General features: G+C 55.5%; 18 protein-coding genes. 10 read left to right on the top strand and 8 right to left on the bottom strand.

Translation table 11 applies throughout. The features are described 5' to 3' along the window. Positions 1-179: 179 nt before the first annotated feature. Genes fliP through fliF form a run of 4 tightly spaced genes read right to left on the bottom strand, consistent with a single transcriptional unit; the run spans position 180 to position 3,490 of the window. On the bottom strand, positions 180-923 hold the full coding sequence (gene fliP / locus PhaeoP97_RS16680) for a flagellar type III secretion system pore protein FliP (protein WP_072506033.1): 744 nt from the start codon (positions 921-923) through the stop codon (positions 180-182). Continuing rightward, positions 920-1,216 carry a FliM/FliN family flagellar motor switch protein gene (locus tag PhaeoP97_RS16675; protein WP_072506032.1) on the bottom strand — a complete coding sequence of 99 codons (297 nt, stop codon included), beginning with the start codon at positions 1,214-1,216 and terminating at the stop codon, positions 920-922. The genes fliP and PhaeoP97_RS16675 overlap by 4 nt, the downstream gene beginning before the upstream one ends. Next, positions 1,209-1,805 (bottom strand): FliH/SctL family protein, encoded by a 597-nt coding sequence (locus tag PhaeoP97_RS16670; protein ID WP_072506031.1) that lies wholly within the window; start codon positions 1,803-1,805, stop codon positions 1,209-1,211. The genes PhaeoP97_RS16675 and PhaeoP97_RS16670 overlap by 8 nt, the downstream gene beginning before the upstream one ends. Continuing rightward, positions 1,805-3,490 carry a flagellar basal-body MS-ring/collar protein FliF gene (fliF, locus tag PhaeoP97_RS16665; RefSeq protein WP_072506541.1) on the bottom strand — a complete coding sequence of 562 codons (1,686 nt, stop codon included), beginning with the start codon at positions 3,488-3,490 and terminating at the stop codon, positions 1,805-1,807. Before fliF ends, PhaeoP97_RS16670 begins: the two co-directional genes overlap by 1 nt. 118 nt (positions 3,491-3,608) lie before the next feature. Between fliF and PhaeoP97_RS16660 the strand changes: the two genes are divergently transcribed. The 10 genes from PhaeoP97_RS16660 (at position 3,609) to PhaeoP97_RS16615 (ending at position 13,965) form a co-directional block, all read left to right on the top strand. After that, complete coding sequence (locus PhaeoP97_RS16660; RefSeq protein ID WP_072506030.1) at positions 3,609-4,133, top strand: flagellar basal body-associated FliL family protein; 525 nt, start codon at positions 3,609-3,611, stop codon at positions 4,131-4,133. A gap of 9 nt (positions 4,134-4,142) precedes the next feature. Further along, complete coding sequence (locus PhaeoP97_RS16655) at positions 4,143-4,607, top strand: hypothetical protein (RefSeq protein ID WP_072506029.1); 465 nt, start codon at positions 4,143-4,145, stop codon at positions 4,605-4,607. Beyond that, on the top strand, positions 4,607-5,254 hold the full coding sequence (locus PhaeoP97_RS16650) for a MotE family protein (RefSeq protein WP_083570404.1): 648 nt from the start codon (positions 4,607-4,609) through the stop codon (positions 5,252-5,254). Before PhaeoP97_RS16655 ends, PhaeoP97_RS16650 begins: the two co-directional genes overlap by 1 nt. 77 nt (positions 5,255-5,331) lie before the next feature. Continuing rightward, on the top strand, positions 5,332-6,201 hold the full coding sequence (gene motA / locus PhaeoP97_RS16645) for a flagellar motor stator protein MotA (RefSeq protein ID WP_072506028.1): 870 nt from the start codon (positions 5,332-5,334) through the stop codon (positions 6,199-6,201). Beyond that, complete coding sequence (locus PhaeoP97_RS16640; RefSeq protein WP_072506027.1) at positions 6,201-8,657, top strand: hypothetical protein; 2,457 nt, start codon at positions 6,201-6,203, stop codon at positions 8,655-8,657. The genes motA and PhaeoP97_RS16640 overlap by 1 nt, the downstream gene beginning before the upstream one ends. 222 nt (positions 8,658-8,879) lie before the next feature. Next, complete coding sequence (locus PhaeoP97_RS16635; protein ID WP_072506026.1) at positions 8,880-9,605, top strand: transglycosylase SLT domain-containing protein; 726 nt, start codon at positions 8,880-8,882, stop codon at positions 9,603-9,605. 28 nt (positions 9,606-9,633) lie between these two features. Then, entirely contained in the window at positions 9,634-11,712 is a 2,079-nt protein-coding gene (flhA, locus tag PhaeoP97_RS16630) for a flagellar biosynthesis protein FlhA (RefSeq protein WP_420849012.1), read from the top strand. Beyond that, complete coding sequence (locus PhaeoP97_RS16625; protein WP_072506024.1) at positions 11,709-12,488, top strand: flagellar biosynthetic protein FliR; 780 nt, start codon at positions 11,709-11,711, stop codon at positions 12,486-12,488. The genes flhA and PhaeoP97_RS16625 overlap by 4 nt, the downstream gene beginning before the upstream one ends. Beyond that, complete coding sequence (gene flhB / locus PhaeoP97_RS16620) at positions 12,485-13,564, top strand: flagellar type III secretion system protein FlhB (RefSeq protein ID WP_072506023.1); 1,080 nt, start codon at positions 12,485-12,487, stop codon at positions 13,562-13,564. The genes PhaeoP97_RS16625 and flhB overlap by 4 nt, the downstream gene beginning before the upstream one ends. Next, positions 13,564-13,965: a hypothetical protein gene (locus PhaeoP97_RS16615; RefSeq protein WP_072506022.1), complete on the top strand. Its 402-nt coding sequence runs from the start codon at positions 13,564-13,566 to the stop codon at positions 13,963-13,965. The genes flhB and PhaeoP97_RS16615 overlap by 1 nt, the downstream gene beginning before the upstream one ends. Before the next feature lie 70 nt (positions 13,966-14,035). Here the strand turns inward: PhaeoP97_RS16615 and PhaeoP97_RS16610 are convergent, their stop codons facing one another. The 4 genes from PhaeoP97_RS16610 to flgG are packed head-to-tail and all read right to left on the bottom strand — an operon-like array spanning position 14,036 to position 16,475. Beyond that, a complete protein-coding gene (locus tag PhaeoP97_RS16610) occupies positions 14,036-14,524 on the bottom strand; it encodes a flagellar basal body-associated FliL family protein (RefSeq protein WP_072506021.1) in 489 nt (162 codons plus the stop codon). 9 nt (positions 14,525-14,533) lie between these two features. Beyond that, positions 14,534-15,274 carry a flagellar basal body L-ring protein FlgH gene (gene flgH, locus PhaeoP97_RS16605; RefSeq protein ID WP_072506020.1) on the bottom strand — a complete coding sequence of 247 codons (741 nt, stop codon included), beginning with the start codon at positions 15,272-15,274 and terminating at the stop codon, positions 14,534-14,536. Continuing rightward, a complete protein-coding gene (flgA, locus tag PhaeoP97_RS16600) occupies positions 15,274-15,690 on the bottom strand; it encodes a flagellar basal body P-ring formation chaperone FlgA (RefSeq protein WP_072506019.1) in 417 nt (138 codons plus the stop codon). Before flgA ends, flgH begins: the two co-directional genes overlap by 1 nt. Then, complete coding sequence (gene flgG / locus PhaeoP97_RS16595; protein ID WP_072506018.1) at positions 15,690-16,475, bottom strand: flagellar basal-body rod protein FlgG; 786 nt, start codon at positions 16,473-16,475, stop codon at positions 15,690-15,692. Before flgG ends, flgA begins: the two co-directional genes overlap by 1 nt. Between the last annotated feature and the right edge of the window lie 7 nt (positions 16,476-16,482).

Below are 16,482 nucleotides of genomic sequence, written 5' to 3'. Positions count from 1 at the left end.
GCAGACTTCAGTAACGACCTATGACAATCTACATGTCTTTCGGTTTGGACATTGGCAGGAGCCCGCCTGCCGCAGATCAAGCTGTCCGGGCGCCTGAGGGTATACCCGATTTCCCAATTCAAAAGCCCCCGGACGCTTGTGCGATCGGGGGCTTTATGGCTTCTGCACTGAATGTCGATCTAGGGGAAGTAGCTGCGCACCAATGCACTGGCGATCAGGCTCCAGCCGTCTGCCACGACAAAGAAGGCCAATTTGAACGGCATAGATACCACTGCCGGTGGGACCATCATCATGCCCATCGACATCAATACCGCGGCCACAACCAGGTCAATGACAAGGAAAGGTAGGAATACCAAAAAACCGACCTGAAACGCGCGTGCGATTTCTGACAGCATGAAGCTTGAGACCAAGGTCGATAGCGGCGCATCCGCAGTAGGATCAATGCCTGCAGTTGCGGGACGAAGATCTGCAATCGCGTAGAACGTATCCGGATCAAGGCGGTTTGCCATGAAGACACGAAAGGGTTGCAAGGCACGCTCTATTGCGGTTTCCACATCCAGCTGTTCTTCTATCAACGGGCTTATTCCTTGTGCCCAGGCTTCGGTAAAGACAGGCTCCATTACAAAATAGGTGAGAAACAACGCAAGGCTGATCATCAACATGTTTGGCGGCGCTTGTTGCAACCCCATGGCCTGTCGGAGGATGGACAGCACAGTTACGAGGAAGGGAAAACAGGTCACCATGATCAACAGCCCTGGCGCGAGGCTGAGCACGGTTATCAGCATGATCAACTGAATGGATCGCGCCGAAATAGATTGGCCTTCACCCAGTGAAAGGCTGAGATCTTGTGCCGTTGCTGCGTCAGGCAGGCCAAAGACCAGCGCGGCGATCAACGCTATGGCAAAAAGGGCAGCGCGTGTCATCCCAGACCGCTTTGCAGATCCGCGATTTCAGTCAGTCGCACGGCCAGCTGACCGGCTTGCTCGCCTTCCATTTCTTCCAACTGGCCTCGTGCGACAAGACGATCGCCGACATAGAGATCCACCGGATCTTCCACCCGTTTATCAAGAGTCAGAATTGCATTCTCTCCGAGATTCACCAGATCGCGAATGAGCGGTCTTGCCTTGCCCACAGACACCACTACCTCGACCGGTACTGACGTAAACGGATTACCTGCGTCGCCTGACTTCTTGTTCATTTCTGCAGACTTATCCATATTTGCTGTCCTCTGTGATGTAGAAGGAGAAGGCTTCGATTGAATCTTGGATCGACTCGATTAGCGCCCCACTGTTGATTTCACGTTCGACACCGCCGATTTTCAGATAGGCTTGACCTTCGGATAAAACAGCGTCTTCGCGCACTTGTACCGGCACAGCAAAGTTCTTGGTCAGAAGAGCGCGCACTGTTGCGCCTTCCCCTGGAGAGACGACGATATTGATGGCCTGATCGGCATGGCTTTTGGCCATATCTGTCAGCTGATCGACAATGTGATGGCCAAAGCTCGCGGCCATCACGTCGGGCAGTACTGCGCTGGTGAGAACCTTGAACATAGGGTCTAGCGATTCGAGCAGCTGGGTCTGGGCTTCGTGGAAGGTAAAACTGAGGTCTTCGAGCGAGCTGGCCAATTCGGAAGACACATGTGCGCTCTCCTTGTCCTTGGCTGTTACAGCATCATCCCAGCCCTCGCTGTATCCTTTTTCATAGGATTCCAGGCGCTGCTCTTCCAGGACCGTTTCATTCACCTCGGCAATCGGCACGGCCGGCGTGTCCATAGCAAAATCTTCTAGAAGATGGGCAATGGTCATCAGGCTCTCTCCTCGTTTTCTTCCAGCCAGCCACGCAGGATCTGGACTGTTTCCTCTTGGCGTTCACCAATCATTGAGCGCAGGCGATCAACCGGGTTATCTCCGCCGCCATCAAGGGCAGGCAAGCCGCCCATGTCGCCCATTCCACCCATGTCGCCCATGCCCATTCCGGTGCCCATGCCCATGCCACCCATGGGTTCAAACTGACCGGTGTCGTTGTTCTCAATCTCGCCATCTAGTGCAAGATTGGCGCCGAGATCGGGGTTAGCCATGAACCCACCGCCGCCGAGGGCTGGCAATTCATCCATAGCGTCGCCCTGAGGGGCGCCGAGCGCAGGCACGCTGGCCTGATTTGACAAAATCGGGCGGATAACAAAAAGACCAAGAATCAGCGTGACGATTGCCAGGGCCGCCATTTGGATCAGCGACATTGCATCCAGATAAATGTTGTCAAAAATCGATGCGCTGACAACGGTTCCCTGTGGCTCTATCATGGGCATTTCCATGGACTTGAGGGTGATGACATCGCCGCGGTCCTCGCTAAATCCGACTGCTGCGGAGATCAGCTCGCGTAGCGCCCCCAGCTCCTCTTCGGAGCGCGGTTCCATAGTGGTTTCGCCAGTCGCGGTTGTTGTTGAAACACCATTGAGAAGAACCGCAACTGTCAGGCGTTTGATGGCGCCCGGACCGCGCAGGATCTCTTTTTGAGTTTCGGAGATTTCGTAGTTCACCCGCTCTCGCGTTGCGCTGGTGCTGGCCTTTGATCCATCGCCGGACGCTGCATCTCCATCTGGGATATTGGATGCAACGGTTACCTCCCCGGATTGATTTTGTGAGGAATCAGCGCGTTCTTCGACATCGGTACTGATGGCGACGCGACTTTCGGGATCGATGCGTTTTTCACGAATGGATTCGGTATCCGTTACAGTTTCGACGCTGACCTCGACCACTGCATTCCCGTGACCCACACGCGCCTCTACCAGGCGCATGACCCGTTCGCGAATCGACTGCGAACGATCATCTGAACCCGCACCAACAGCAGCGGCTGCTTCGGGCGATCCGATCAAGGCACCATTGGCGTCAATGACAGCCACGTTTTCCACAGCCAGCCCTGTTACTGCCGAAGAAATCAGGAAGCGAATCGCATTGGCTTGGGCGGGAGTGATGGGGGAACCCATTGGGACAACCGACACAGAGGCAGTCGGTTCTGCCGTACGTTGGAAGGGGTTCGATCCCGTATTTGCGATATGTACCCGCGCTTGGGTGACATGAGGGCTGGCAACAATGGTTCTTGCCAGCTCCCCTTCTTTTGCGCGCCAATAAGCAGCGTCAAACATCTGCGACGTCGTACCAAACCCGCTGAGAGAATCTAGCAGTTCATAGCCACGTCCGCCATTGGCTGGCAGACCTTCGCTTGCCAATGTCATGCGAAGTTCATCTCGTGCAGTGGCAGGAACATAAATTGATCCGCCGCGCACTTCATATTCGGTACCGCGCTGTTCGAGCGCACGCACCACATCTCCAGCCGAGCCGCTTTCCAGCCCGGCATACAATAGTTGCATCGTGGGCGTATTCGCCACACGGGACATCGCCAGGACGCTGAGAATCACAATTACCGTGGCCCCCACGGCAATCAGGCGTTTTCGCGTGTCCAAACCTGCCCAGACATTCTTGATCTGCTGCACATTAACCTCCGTAGCACCGGCGTTCTGTCCGATGTGCAACCCTTTTGCCGGATTGCCCTTAACATTCGGTTAGTGTCCGCAGGCTAATAAGATGAGGCACGACGTATTAGGGATAGTCATGACAGACGCTGTAGTAGACACAGAACAAGACGCCCCGACCAAAAAGAGCAAGCTGCCCCTTATCATTGGGGTTGTCCTTGCACTTGTTGGTGCCGGTGGAGGATTCTTCGCTGTCCAGTCAGGCCTTCTTCCCTTTGGTCAGAGCGCAGCCCCAGAAGGGGTGGATGCGACCGAAGTGGCGCCAGAAGGCGTGGACAGTGGTGAGACGGCGGAAGATATCGCCAATCTTGCCTTTATCGAAATGGAACCGATTGTAATCACTTTGCGCAAAGCAAGTGGATTGAAGCACCTTCGTTTCCGATCTCAGCTGGAGGTTGATCTTGCCCATCGGGCCGAGGTCGAAAAAATCCTCCCGCGGGTTGTCGATGTTCTCAACAGTTATCTCAGGGCACTGGAGCTGGAGGATCTGACAGATCCAATGGCACTGCCAAAACTGCGCGCACAGATGCTGCGGCGGATCAATATTGCAGCCGGCCAGGGCCGGGTGCGTGATCTGCTGATTATGGACTTCGTATTGAACTAGGAGAACGGGATGGAACTGATTGCAGATATCCTGCTTGCGGCCGGGGCCATGGGGGCAGGCTTTTATTGTCTGGTGCTCTCACGTCGGCTGAAGCGCTTTAATGATTTGGAAAAAGGTGTCGGCGGCGCTGTTGCAGTGCTGTCCGCGCAGGTTGACGATCTGAACAAATCACTGCTGGCGGCCCGGCATGTCTCTGATGGGTCCAGCAAGGCGCTGGACCAGCTTACCGGCCGTGCCGAATCGGTGGCGCAGCGGCTCGAACTGATGATGGCGTCTATGCATGATATGCCTGACGTGCCGACAGCTGAGCCGAAGGCTGAGGTGGCCGCATCTTCTGTCGCCGAAGAGAGTGACGCATTGGCAGCGGCATATGAGGCTGATGCGGAACCCGAAGTAGCGGCAGAACCGGAGCCTGCGAAACCCGCAGGTCTGATGTTTGTCCGTCACAACCGAGCGCAGGGTCGGGTTGCATAATGGCCAAGACAGCGAAGATGACAACCGCACCTGCGAAATCAAAAAAAGCAAAGCGTAGCCGCCGGACACGGGGCAGCGCACTGATGATGCTTGCCCTTTTACTGATCGGGTCAGCTGCTGTGCGCTTGGGTCTGGAGGCCGGCCCGGCCATCGCCCGAGAAGTTGCCAACCTGCAAGATGGGTCGGCCGAGCACGAGGAAGCAAAAGGCACGCTAACTGGCCGGTCAATGCCATCTTCTGCCGAATTGCAGAATATGTTGGCTGCCTTTCAGGAGCGCGAAGCGGCGCTGTCAGCACGCGAAGCGGAAATCCAGGATCGCATGAAGGCGCTTGAGATCGCCGATGATGCGATTGAGCAAAAGCTCGTGGCGCTTGAGCAGGCAGAGGAAGAGCTGAAATCAACGCTGGCTCTTGCAGATGGCGCAACCGAGACGGATTTGACACGGCTGACATCGGTCTACGAGCAGATGAAGCCAAAGGAATCTTCGGCGCTGTTCGAAGAAATGGATCCAGCGTTTGCAGCTGGTTTTCTTGCGCGGATGCGCCCCGAGGCGGCGGCAGGCATTATGGCAGGTCTAAGCCCACAGGCAGCCTATACCATTAGCGTGGTCCTGGCGGGGCGCAATGGCTCTGTTCCGAAGGAGTAAGCAGGTGCTGCTCCTCAGGCTTTCTTAACGTGAATCGCCTAAACTTGTAGAAACAAACAAAATTCGGAGTGGACCTAATGCTCGGTATTGTAGGCATCGTGGTTATCTTTGTCATGGTGTTCGGGGGATATCTCCTGGCGGGTGGCAAGATGGCAATCATCATCAAGGCCATGCCGTTCGAATTGATGATGATCGGCGGCGCCGGTGTTGGCGCCTTCTTGATCAGCAATGATATGGGCGGTGTCAAACATACGCTGAAGGATCTCGGTAAGGTGTTCAAAGGCCCTAAATGGAAGGCTGATGACTACCGGGACCTGCTGTGCCTGCTGTTTACGTTGATCCGGATTGCACGTGCGAACCCGGTTGAGGTCGAACAGCACATCGAGGATCCTGAAAATTCATCCGTATTCAACCGCTACCCCAAAATCCTCGCGGATAAAGAGGCGGTGAATCTGATCAGCGATACCATGAGATCGGCATCCATGAACTATGACGATCCGCATCAGGTCGAAGAGGTTCTGGAGAAGCGGATCGAAGCGAATCTGCATCATGCGCTGCATTCTAGTCACGCCCTGCAGACACTTGCCGACGGTCTTCCTGCGCTCGGTATTGTTGCGGCGGTTTTGGGTATCATCAAGACAATGGGATCAATTGACCAGCCGCCAGAAGTTCTGGGTAAGCTGATCGGCGGCGCGCTTGTGGGGACGTTCCTTGGGGTGTTCTTGGCTTACGGTCTGGTCGGTCCTTTTGCGGGTAAGGTCAAGTCAGTGGTCGAAGAGGATGGGCATTTCTACTCTCTCATCAGAGAGGTGCTTGTGGCCAATCTGCACAATCACGCTGCTGCTATCTGCATCGAAGTGGGGCGCCAGAATACGCCATCGCATATTCGTCCCGGATTTTCCGAGCTTGAAGAAGCGCTGAAGTCGGTGAAACAGGACGCAGCATGATGTGGCGCGCACTGGTCTTTGCAATGCTCGCAGTGGCAACGGCATCTGCCGAAGCCCAGACCGTGGTCGCCCAATCAGGAGAACACGACAGTTTTTCCAGGCTGGTCATGCGCTTACCCAGTGGCGCACCATGGTCTATACGCCAATCCGGCGAATTGGCAGAGCTGACCGTTGACACGCCAACGGTGGTTTTTGATACATCGCGGGTATTTGATCTTATTCCGCGCACACGCCTGCAGTCCCTTTCGCAAACTGGGCCGGGGCAGCCGCTGCAACTGCAGTTGGGGTGCGTCTGCGAAGTGACCTCTTATGTTCAAGAAGACGGCTATCTTGTTGTCGATATTGCGGACGGACCTCCGGTCCCGCGCCAACAATTGACCGTTGCGTCGCCACTACCGCTGTTTTCTGGTAACACGAATAGCGCTGGATATCGCTTCAACCTTTCAGCTCGAGCTGTAGCTGATGCCCGCGCGGCCCTCAATCTTGGTGGTGTCATCGCAGATCGGGCAAGCACGCAAGATTGGGCGTCGCGTATCCCGGTATCTGAGGGAGGTGTTCGCTCGGCGATAAAACTGCCGCTGGACCTGAAGCAAAACACCCGAGAAACAGCTGAAGCCACCCAAAAAGTTCAGTCGCCTTCAGAAACTACGTCTGAGAAAAAATCGACACCGGTATCCGTCCAAGTCGGTACTGATATGCTATTGAATCTGGCCGAATCCGAACGGGCGGCAACGGTGAGCGCATCGGAGCAACGACTTTTGCAGCAAATCAGTCGTGCCACGAATCAAGGCCTGCTCGATCTGGCGGGTATAGAAGTTCATGACGGTGCAGGCGGACATATTTTGGATCCGCTGAGCGCTCGTGATCGCCCACTCAACCCCTTGGATCAGGTGTCGGTTACCTCCTCAGTGGACCGCGAAAGCGGCCTGATTGCGCGTCGTCCTGACACCTATGGTCAACCTACCCATTGCCTTCCTGGCTCACAGCTTGCGGTTCATAATTGGGGCACTGATGAACCTTTTGGCGACCAAATCTCACCGTTGCGGGCGAACTTGGTGCGCGAATTCGATGACGTTGACCCCGCCGCGGTGTTGACGCTTGCCCGCGCGTATCTGTTTTTTGGATTTGGTGCCGAAGCACAGGCCATTCTGAAAATGATGCCGTCCGGCGCGTCAGAGCACGATGATGCGATCGCGTTGACAGCGATGGGTGCGGTGCTGGATGGTCAGGACCTGAACGTTAATCACGCGTTTTCGGGTCAACAGGTCTGCGATAGTGAGGTCGCGCTTTGGGCTGCACTCGCGGATGGTACGATCAAGAAAAACGCTAAGACGGACGCGATCCAACAGGCCTTTGCCAAGCTGCCGCCGCATCTTCGTGTACAAGTGGGGCCTCGCATCAGTACATTATTCGCGAAAGCTGGTGATCCGCATCTGGCCGGGGCGACCCTGCGTTCGGTCGACCGTACAGGGGTGGAGCATGTTCCGGAAATCAACCTGGCAGAGGCTGAGATCGCAAAACTCGAAGGCGATGTCGAAACTGTCGCGCAGGAACTAACGGATGAAGTCGCCGAGCGCAGCGAAAACGCCCCCCGTGCACTGATTGAGCTGATCGACCTTAGCTTTGTTGAACGCGCTGCGCTATCGCCCGATGTACCCGATCTCGCGGCTTCTTATGAGGTCGAGAACCGCGACAGCGATCTCGGGGCGGAACTGCGGCGGGCTGTGGTCTCGGCCTTGGCTTTGACCGGGCAGTTCCATGACAGCTTTACTGAATTGGATCAGCTGAGTCGCCGTGATGGCCCCGGTGCGCGCCCTAGAGCGTTGGAACCGTTGCTGACACTTCTGGCTGAACGCGCTGATGATGTGACCTTCCTACAATATGCGTTGGTCATCGCCGCCAATGGGACCACAGATGAGGTGGCGCCAGTTGCGGATATTGTTGCCCAGCGGTTGCTTGATTTGGGCTTTGCGCAGCAAGCCCAATCCGTTCTCAAGAAGCTCGCGATGGAACCCGGCAATACAAAACGCCGGTTGATCTTGGCCAAAGCCGCGCTGGCGATGGACAAGCCACATTCTGCCTTGGTCGAGCTGATGGGCCTTTCTGGCTCTGATGCGAATAAGCTGCGCGCCGAAGCGTTATGGAAGAACGGCGAATATGCACGCGCTGGGGAATACCTTCTTGAAGAAGATGAGAGTGATGCCGCCGCGCGTGGATTCTGGCATTCGGAAGATCGCAAAAATTTGGCAGCCATAGATGCAGCCGCTGCCGAGCAATTCGGTGGCGTGGCCGAGGTAACAACGCAGATTGAAGAAACTGCAAAAGAGCCCACTGGATTGACGCCGTTGGCGCATGCAAGGGCGCTGGTTGAGAGCAGCCAAGGGACGCGAGGTGGGATTGCAGATCTATTGCAGAAGGTGACACGCCAACCCCAGTTGGGTGAAGACGGATCATGATTGCGATGTCCTGACGTCGGTTCCTGTATAGTTTGCCCAACCAAGACCGCCGATGATCGGCGGTCTTGGTGCATCTGGCGATAACTGTTTGTCAACGCTCTGAGCTTAGGCTCGGGCCTAGGGTGAATCCTAATTTGGACAGGCAGAATGCCGAAATCGAACCGATACTTCAGACAACAGCGGCAGTGCGCCGACTGTGCGGGCAGATTGCCCGCATTGAGTATGCTTTTTTTTACCGTGATCGGTATTTTGTCGCTGCTTTCTCCGGACCACGCGCGCGCGGCTTCGCCGCAGGTGTCAGCCTTATGTGATCTGGCGGCGCGGCGCGCTGCCAGGGATCAGGGTGTCCCGCTGGACGTTCTGCGAGCCATTACCAGGACCGAAACCGGGCGCGGTGGTAAGCAGGGTCTTCAGCCCTGGCCGTGGACGGTCAATATGGAAGGGGCCGGCAAGTGGTTCCAGACCGAGGATGAGGCCAGAGCGTATGTCTTTTCCCACTTCAAGCGTGGCGCGCGCAGTTTTGATGTTGGTTGTTTTCAGATAAATTTCAAATGGCACGGTCAGGCATTTGATTCGATTGATCAAATGTTCGATCCGCTTGCGAACGCCCAATACGCGGCGCGCTTCTTGCGGGATCTGCATACCGAATTCGGCGACTGGTCACAGGCTGCCGGTGCCTATCATTCGCGCACGCCAACCTACGCAAACCGATACACCGCACGTTTTGACAGGGTTCGCGCTGACCTGAAACCGGTGGAAACCGTTGCTGCGCTTCCTGTTGAACGTAAGCGGACCACATTTTCTGCTCCTCAACCACTGGCAATGCTTCATAAACCGTCTCCCCTGATCGCTAAGGGTACCGCACCAACCGGGACAGCCCGGTTGGGTTCACTGTTCCCGTCGACCGACGGAGGCACTTCGGCGCAAGCGATCATCATACTGAAATAAAGGCTGAATTTCCGTGCCAAACATTGATATGCAAAAACTGTTCAGCCCAACCGTGTTGCTGGCGCTCGCCCTGATGGCGATCATTGTCATGATGATCCTGCCAATGCCGGCATGGGTGCTGGATGTCGGGCTTGCGGCGTCCTTCGGTCTCGCGATCCTGATCTTTACCGTGACATTGTTCATTGAACGCCCGCTAGATTTCTCGTCATTCCCGACAATTCTGTTGGCGTCACTAATGCTGCGGCTGTCGCTGAACGTGTCGTCGACGAAGTTGATCATTGGCCAGGGTCATACTGGAACAGATGCCGCTGGCGGGGTGATCGAGGGGTTCGCTCAGTTCGTCATGGGTGGCAGTGTGTTCCTTGGCCTCGTGGTTTTTGGCGTCCTGCTGATTGTGAATTTCATGGTCATCAACAAAGGCGCTGCTCGTATGGCCGAAGTTGGGGCCCGTTTCGCCCTTGACGCGATGCCGGGCAAGCAGCTGGCCATCGACAGCGATATGTCCGCAGGTGCGATTGACCATGCCACAGCGCGTCAAAGGCGCGAGGCGGAACAGCGTGAGACGACCTTCTTTGGTTCGTTGGATGGGGCCTCGAAATTCGTGAAAGGCGATGCGATTGCTGGCCTGTTGATCACGCTTCTCAATCTGATCATGGGGTTGATCATGGGCGTTTTGGTCCATGGTATGCCCGTTGCGTCGGCCTTTGAAACCTATGCAATTCTGACGGTTGGCGATGGTCTGGTGTCACAAATTCCGTCGGTTATTATCTCCATCGCTGCGGCGTTGCTATTGGCACGAGGTGGTGCCACTGGCTCGACAGATATCGCGCTGTCGGATCAGTTGGGTAAGCATCCAGCAGCTCTGGCGACCGTTTCTGTGCTCATGGTGCTGTTTGCTCTGGTGCCGGGCTTGCCGTTCCTTCCTTTCATGGTGGGGGGTGGTGTGCTGGGTTACGCTGCGTATCGGCTGAGTAAAAACGCCAAAGACCGTGAAGAAGCGGAGATGGACAGCCAGATTGAAGAGGTTATGGAACCCAAGGAAAACCGGGCGCTGGGTGATATTCTTGATCTGGACGATCTGCATCTTGAGTTTGCTCCAGATCTGGTGAGCATGGTGCTGGACGCAGGTACCGGGCTGGACGCCCGTATTGCAAATATGCGGACACATGTCGCCACCACATTTGGCTTGATTTTGCCCGAGATCCGATTGACGGACGAGCCTGAATTGATGACCGGCACCTATCTGATCAAGGTGCAGGGTGTCGAACAGGTCCGCGGTATCTTGCATCCAGAAATGGTGCTGGCATTGATGCCGGATAACCACGATGCTCTGCCTCCTGGAACGGATGTGACGGAGCCAGTTTATGGGGCTCCAGCTCGTTGGATTTCGTCACGAAATCAAGAGGATGCCGCCTTGTCCGGTGCTACGATTGTCACCGCGCCTGAAATTTTGGCAACTCATCTGCTTGAAGTCATTAAGCAGAATTTCCCGCGCCTCCTGACGCTCAAATCACTGCGTCGGCTGTTAAATGAAATGACCGAGTTGACGGATGATTTCCGCGCCGAGGCCAATCGCAAGTTGCTCGACGAACTTATCCCTGACAAGGTACCGATCGATACGCTGCACACGGTCCTACGCCTGCTGCTCGAAGAGCGTGTTTCCATCCGCAACATGCCGCTGATTTTGGAAACGATCGGTGAAGCGCGCCTGCATACCACCCAGCCGGAAGCCATCTGTGAATATGTTCGTCAGCGACTGGGCTTCCAGCTGGTGGGTGAGATGAAGCGCGAGGATGGAACCATTCCGCTCATCCAGCTGGCGCCAGAGTGGGAAGAGACGTTCTCGACCTATCAGATCGATGCGCAGGGTGGAGCAGTAGACATCGCTCTGCCACCCGATCAGTTCAATCGTCTGGCCGAAGGGTTGAGTGATCGTTTGAATACAACAACAGAGCAAGGTATTTTTGCTGCCGTTGTGACCTCCACCCGTCGTCGGCGTTACTTGCGCACCATTCTTAAATCGCGTGGCATTCTCAATCCCGTTTTGTCATTTGAGGAAATCGGATTGGAGGCGCGCCCGGCGTTGGTCGGAATGGTTCCGGCATGAATCTGGACTTCCTGCCACCGGAGCTGATCGCCCTATTGGGGGCTGGTTTCTGGCATGGAGCCATCGTTTTCCTGCGCGTGGCGGCAATGGTTTCGATGTTGCCTGCGTTTGGCGAACGATATGTACCGATGCGTGTTAAACTAGCGATTTCGCTGGCGTTCACGTTTATCGTGGCGCCAACGATACCGTTGCTACCTGAACCGGCTAGCCCGCTGCACTATGCCAGCCTTGCCATGAGCGAGGCTGTTGTCGGGTTGGCGCTGGGCGTGGGTATTCGCATGTTTGTGCATGCAATCCAAATTGCAGGAACGATTGCCGCACAATCGACCTCTCTCGCGCAGGTCCTGGGCGGGATCGGGGCCGAACCAATGCCTGCAATTGGCGCTGTATTGCTGATTTCAGGGCTTGCTCTGGCGGTGATGCTGGGTCTCCATATCCGCGTGGCGGAGTTTATGATCTACAGTTACATGATGTTTCCGGTTGGCGAACTACCGGCTGCATCCGGCCTGTCGGACTGGGGAGTGCACCGCGTATCGCGGGTTTTTGCGCTGGGGTTTTCACTGGCGGCCCCATTTCTGATCGGATCGCTGATTTACAACCTGACATTGGGTGTCATCAATCGCGCCATGCCGGCCCTCATGGTGGCATTTATTGGTGCACCGTTTGTTACCTTTGGTGGGCTCGCTATCTTGATGGTCGCCAGTCCGATGATTTTGGATATCTGGAGCACGGCGCTTATGGCATTCTTTGCCAATCCCGGTGAGGGCATGCGATGAGCGACGACGACTCAGACAAGTCATATGAACCAACGCCGCAAAAGCTTGAGAAAGCTCGAAAAAAAGGCGAAGTTCCCAAATCTACAGACCTATCAGTTGCGGCGGCCTATCTAGGATTGATTGTCGCGATTTATGTGTCGGGCGAGGATGTGGTTAAGGAAATCGGCACCGTATTGATGTCTTTCCTGGATCAACCGGATCGACATGCTGATTTGTTTTTTGGCGGTGGCGGCACCACTCCGGTTGGTGGCGTCTTGCTGTCCATCGGGACCTCCAGCCTGCCGATTTTTCTCATTCCGATGGCGGCTGTTCTGCTGTCGATCATTGCGCAGCGGGCATTGGTCTTTGCTCCCAGCAAACTGGAACCAAAGCTGTCGCGGATTTCAATCATCTCTAATGCAAAGAACAAGTTCGGTCGGTCCGGTTTGTTTGAATTTTTTAAGAGTACGGTCAAGCTGGTGCTCTATTCTACGTGCATGGGGGTCTACCTGAACTATCGGCTCCCCGAGATGATCGCCTCTTCGGCGACCGGGGCGTTTGTAGTGGTCATGATGATGGCTCAGTTGTCGCTGGAGTTTCTGATCCTCGCGCTTCTCATCGCGCTTAGCGTTGGTGTGATCGATGCGGCGTTTCAGCAAGCAGAACACAATCGCAAGAACATGATGTCCCGTCAGGAAATCCTGGATGAAAACAAGGATTCAGAAGGTGACCCTCATATGAAGGGGGCGCGTCGGCAAAAGGCTCACGAAATCGCCATGAGTCAGGGCGTTACTGATGTGGCCGGGGCAGATGTGGTGATCGTCAACCCGACGCATTACGCAGTTGCCCTAAAGTGGGACAGAGAGCCGGGACAGGCCCCGATCTGTGTTTCTAAAGGGGTGGACGAGGTGGCTGCGATCATTCGCGAAGTTGCCAATGAAAACGGTATTCCGATCCATAGTGATCCGCCAACTGCGCGGGCACTACATGCATCAGTTGAGATCGGTGAAGAAATTCACGAAGAACATTTCGCACCAGTTGCTGCGGCAATTCGGTTTGCGGAAGACATGCGTAAACGAGCCAAGGGTATGGTGTGATGAAACAAAAGATGCTGGATCAGATGGCCGATGTGACCGAGGCGATGTATCTGCAGGAACATGCCAAGGTGAAGCCTGTGCTAGATGCAGAAGCACGGGTGCGCAGCCAATTGGCGAAACTAGATCGCCAAGTGAACGAGACCCGTGAAATTGCCAATTCAGACCATGCGATGAAGGCGCTTGGCGCTGATCTTTTGTGGCAAAGCTGGCACGGTCGTACTCGCAGACAACTGAATATGGAGCTGGCCCAGATTACGGCCCAAAAACTGCGCGCGATGGACAAACTGCGCAAGGCCTTTGGCCGGAAACATGCAGTGGAAACCATGGCAACTCAGGAACGCCAACGACATAAGAAAGACCTAGCACAGAAACAGCATAATCGTTTGATGAATATGGAATAATGATTTTTTCTATCACGACGAAAAAGGCCGGTTCATAAGAACCGGCCTTTTCTACGCCAGGGCCTCGTCGTTAGACGTCTTGTCGCGACATTTCGACGATCAGTACGTCATGGATATCTTTACCCAGTTGCTTCTGAGCGGCCTCCCGCAACGCTGTACGTAGCGGCGTCATCATGTCTGAACGGGTGAAGGCGCCTCGGAAACCGCCCATATTGGCGTGATCAAACAGCACTTGCAGGAAGACATCCCGCAGCTTGGGTTCATAGGCATGAATTTTCTCGTTCATTCCGGCCTTGGTTTCCAGACTGAGAGAGATAACCACTAGGGACGACAGCTGATCGCGCTCGACGACGGGTACCACGAACTGGTTCGCCATCTTGATATACTCGCGCTGTTCCTCTTCCGCACCGGGGAGCTCTGGGGTGATCTCTTCGGCATGGTCCCCGCTCTCTTCGGCGTGCTCTTCAGGGGCCGGTTCCGGAGCCATCATTATTCCCGCGCCGATGCCTCCAGCGGTTCCAATCAGAAGCAGAATGACAGGCAGTAGTTTTGATAACATTGGCAGGCCTCAGAATGGCAGGATTACGTCCAGCACTTGCTGGCCGTAACGCGGTTGTTGGACATCGGTGATCTGGCCACGTCCACCATAAGACACGCGTGCCGAGGCGATCTTGTCATAGGTGATTTCGTTCTGGCGGCTAATGTCGTCTGGACGAACATAACCGGTGACCAGCAGTTCACGCATTTCGAAATTGACCCGGAGTTCCTGAGTGCCGCTGATTGCCAGAACGCCGTTTGGCAGCACATCAACTACGGTTGCAGCAACGCGCAATTCCAGCTTCTCACTGCGCTTAACAGACCCTTTGCCGCCAGAGCTGCTGCTGCTGCCGATATCGACGGCATCAGCCATGCTGGCACCTTCTGGCAATTTGCGATCCAGCCGCTGTGGCAGACCGAGCAACTGCGGCAGCGCCAGGCTTTCGGAACCGGAACGCGAACGCTTGCTATCGTTAGAAATCTCAGCCTGCTCGTCGATTTCAATCACGACGGTCAGGATATCGCCCTGTTTGGTGGCTCGACGATCGCCCAGCAAAGACCGACGCGACCCACTCCAGAGTGAAGCCTGATCAACAGGGCGCTGTGTCTGGGTATCAACGGGCAGACCTTGAAAGAGCATCGCCACATGTTCGGGGGAGTCATTTGCAGGGCTGAAGGTGGGCGGTTTTCCAACGTGATCCAGACGCCCGCAAGCGCTGAGCATGACCACACCCACAAGGGCTGTTTTAGCCGAAAGAATTCGATTTTTCATCAGTTTACCTCAACTGTTCCGTCTGCTGCGATGCGCCCGCTGACGGTTGTGCGTGACGATAGGTTCATGACGCGGATTGCTTCACCATCAGCCCCACGGCCAAGAGAGCGGCCCTCCGCCAAAATGGTGAGACCACCGCGTTTAAAACGAATGGTGACGAGGTCGTTGCGTTCAACAATCGCTGGTGGACCAACATCGCCCGTGCGCATCGGACGTCCGGCATAAAGTGCCACACGGGCTTCTTTGCCGATGACCAGGGTCGGATCCGATATCGCGCCAAGAACCTCTACCTGTTTCAAAACCAGATCCTCGGCGGTGACGATTTCCTTGGCGCGGATTGTCCGCACGGGGACGAGAATATCCGCCCAAGCGGATTGGGCGCAGAACAACATCACAATGGCGAGGATCCGTTTCATCAGCGTACCTGCGTGGTTGCGCCCATCATCTGGTCGACGGCAGAGATGACTTTGGCATTCATTTCGTAGCCGCGTTGGGCTTCGATCAGTTCGGTCACCTCACGCACTGCGTCGACGGAGCTGGCTTCCAGATAGCCTTGGCGCAATGTGCCTAGACCGTTTTCACCGGGTGAGGCCACGGTGGCGGATCCTGAGGCTTCGGTCTCGACAAAAAGGTTGCTGCCAAGCGCTTCCAGGCCTTTGGGATTAGAGAACCCTGCCAACGTCAACTGACCCATCAATTGGCCTTCGGCGGTTTCGTCAAAGTAAGCGTAGACTTCACCATCAGCATTGATTGACACATTACGGGCATCGCTGGGGATCGTGATATCAGGCGACACGGTAAATCCGTCGGAGGTCACGATCAGGCCTTCTGCTGACCGTTTCAGTGCACCGTCACGCGTATAGGCGGCTTGCCCTGATGGCAGAGACACCTCTAGAAAGCCTTTGCCATCAATCGCGACGTCCAGATCGTTACCGGTCTGAGAAAGTGCGCCCTGTGCCAAGTGAATGGATATTGCCGAGGCACGAACACCCAGGCCGACCTGAACACCCGTTGGCAGCACGGTCCCATCAGAGGCATTCACGGTGCCAGCTCGGGTAACCTGCTGATAATGCAGGTCTGCGAACTCAGCGCGGCGGGCATTGTAGCCGGTGGTGTTCATGTTGGCGAGGTTGTTCGAAATGGTTTCAACACGCAACTGTTGCGCAGTCATTCCGGTTGCGGCGATCTTTAGGGCACGCATGGGCTTA

This window comes from Phaeobacter porticola (assembly GCF_001888185.1).
Taxonomy (GTDB): Bacteria; Pseudomonadota; Alphaproteobacteria; order Rhodobacterales; family Rhodobacteraceae; genus Phaeobacter; species Phaeobacter porticola.
This window is presented reverse-complemented; position numbering and strand designations above follow the sequence as displayed.

Bases quoted from the DNA above. Each gene is read 5' to 3' on its own strand.
- fliP (WP_072506033.1), bottom strand. From the start codon at position 923: ATGACACGCGCTGCCCTTTTTGCCATAGCGTTGATCGCCGCGCTGGTC.
- PhaeoP97_RS16675 (WP_072506032.1), bottom strand. From the start codon at position 1,216: ATGGATAAGTCTGCAGAAATGAACAAGAAGTCAGGCGACGCAGGTAAT.
- PhaeoP97_RS16670 (WP_072506031.1), bottom strand. From the start codon at position 1,805: ATGACCATTGCCCATCTTCTAGAAGATTTTGCTATGGACACGCCGGCC.
- PhaeoP97_RS16660 (WP_072506030.1), top strand. From the start codon at position 3,609: ATGACAGACGCTGTAGTAGACACAGAACAAGACGCCCCGACCAAAAAG.
- PhaeoP97_RS16655 (WP_072506029.1), top strand. From the start codon at position 4,143: ATGGAACTGATTGCAGATATCCTGCTTGCGGCCGGGGCCATGGGGGCA.
- PhaeoP97_RS16650 (WP_083570404.1), top strand. From the start codon at position 4,607: ATGGCCAAGACAGCGAAGATGACAACCGCACCTGCGAAATCAAAAAAA.
- motA (WP_072506028.1), top strand. From the start codon at position 5,332: ATGCTCGGTATTGTAGGCATCGTGGTTATCTTTGTCATGGTGTTCGGG.
- PhaeoP97_RS16640 (WP_072506027.1), top strand. From the start codon at position 6,201: ATGTGGCGCGCACTGGTCTTTGCAATGCTCGCAGTGGCAACGGCATCT.
- PhaeoP97_RS16635 (WP_072506026.1), top strand. From the start codon at position 8,880: ATGCTTTTTTTTACCGTGATCGGTATTTTGTCGCTGCTTTCTCCGGAC.
- flhA (WP_420849012.1), top strand. From the start codon at position 9,634: ATGCAAAAACTGTTCAGCCCAACCGTGTTGCTGGCGCTCGCCCTGATG.
- PhaeoP97_RS16625 (WP_072506024.1), top strand. From the start codon at position 11,709: ATGAATCTGGACTTCCTGCCACCGGAGCTGATCGCCCTATTGGGGGCT.
- flhB (WP_072506023.1), top strand. From the start codon at position 12,485: ATGAGCGACGACGACTCAGACAAGTCATATGAACCAACGCCGCAAAAG.
- PhaeoP97_RS16615 (WP_072506022.1), top strand. From the start codon at position 13,564: ATGAAACAAAAGATGCTGGATCAGATGGCCGATGTGACCGAGGCGATG.
- PhaeoP97_RS16610 (WP_072506021.1), bottom strand. From the start codon at position 14,524: ATGTTATCAAAACTACTGCCTGTCATTCTGCTTCTGATTGGAACCGCT.
- flgH (WP_072506020.1), bottom strand. From the start codon at position 15,274: ATGAAAAATCGAATTCTTTCGGCTAAAACAGCCCTTGTGGGTGTGGTC.
- flgA (WP_072506019.1), bottom strand. From the start codon at position 15,690: ATGAAACGGATCCTCGCCATTGTGATGTTGTTCTGCGCCCAATCCGCT.
- flgG (WP_072506018.1), bottom strand. From the start codon at position 16,475: ATGCGTGCCCTAAAGATCGCCGCAACCGGAATGACTGCGCAACAGTTG.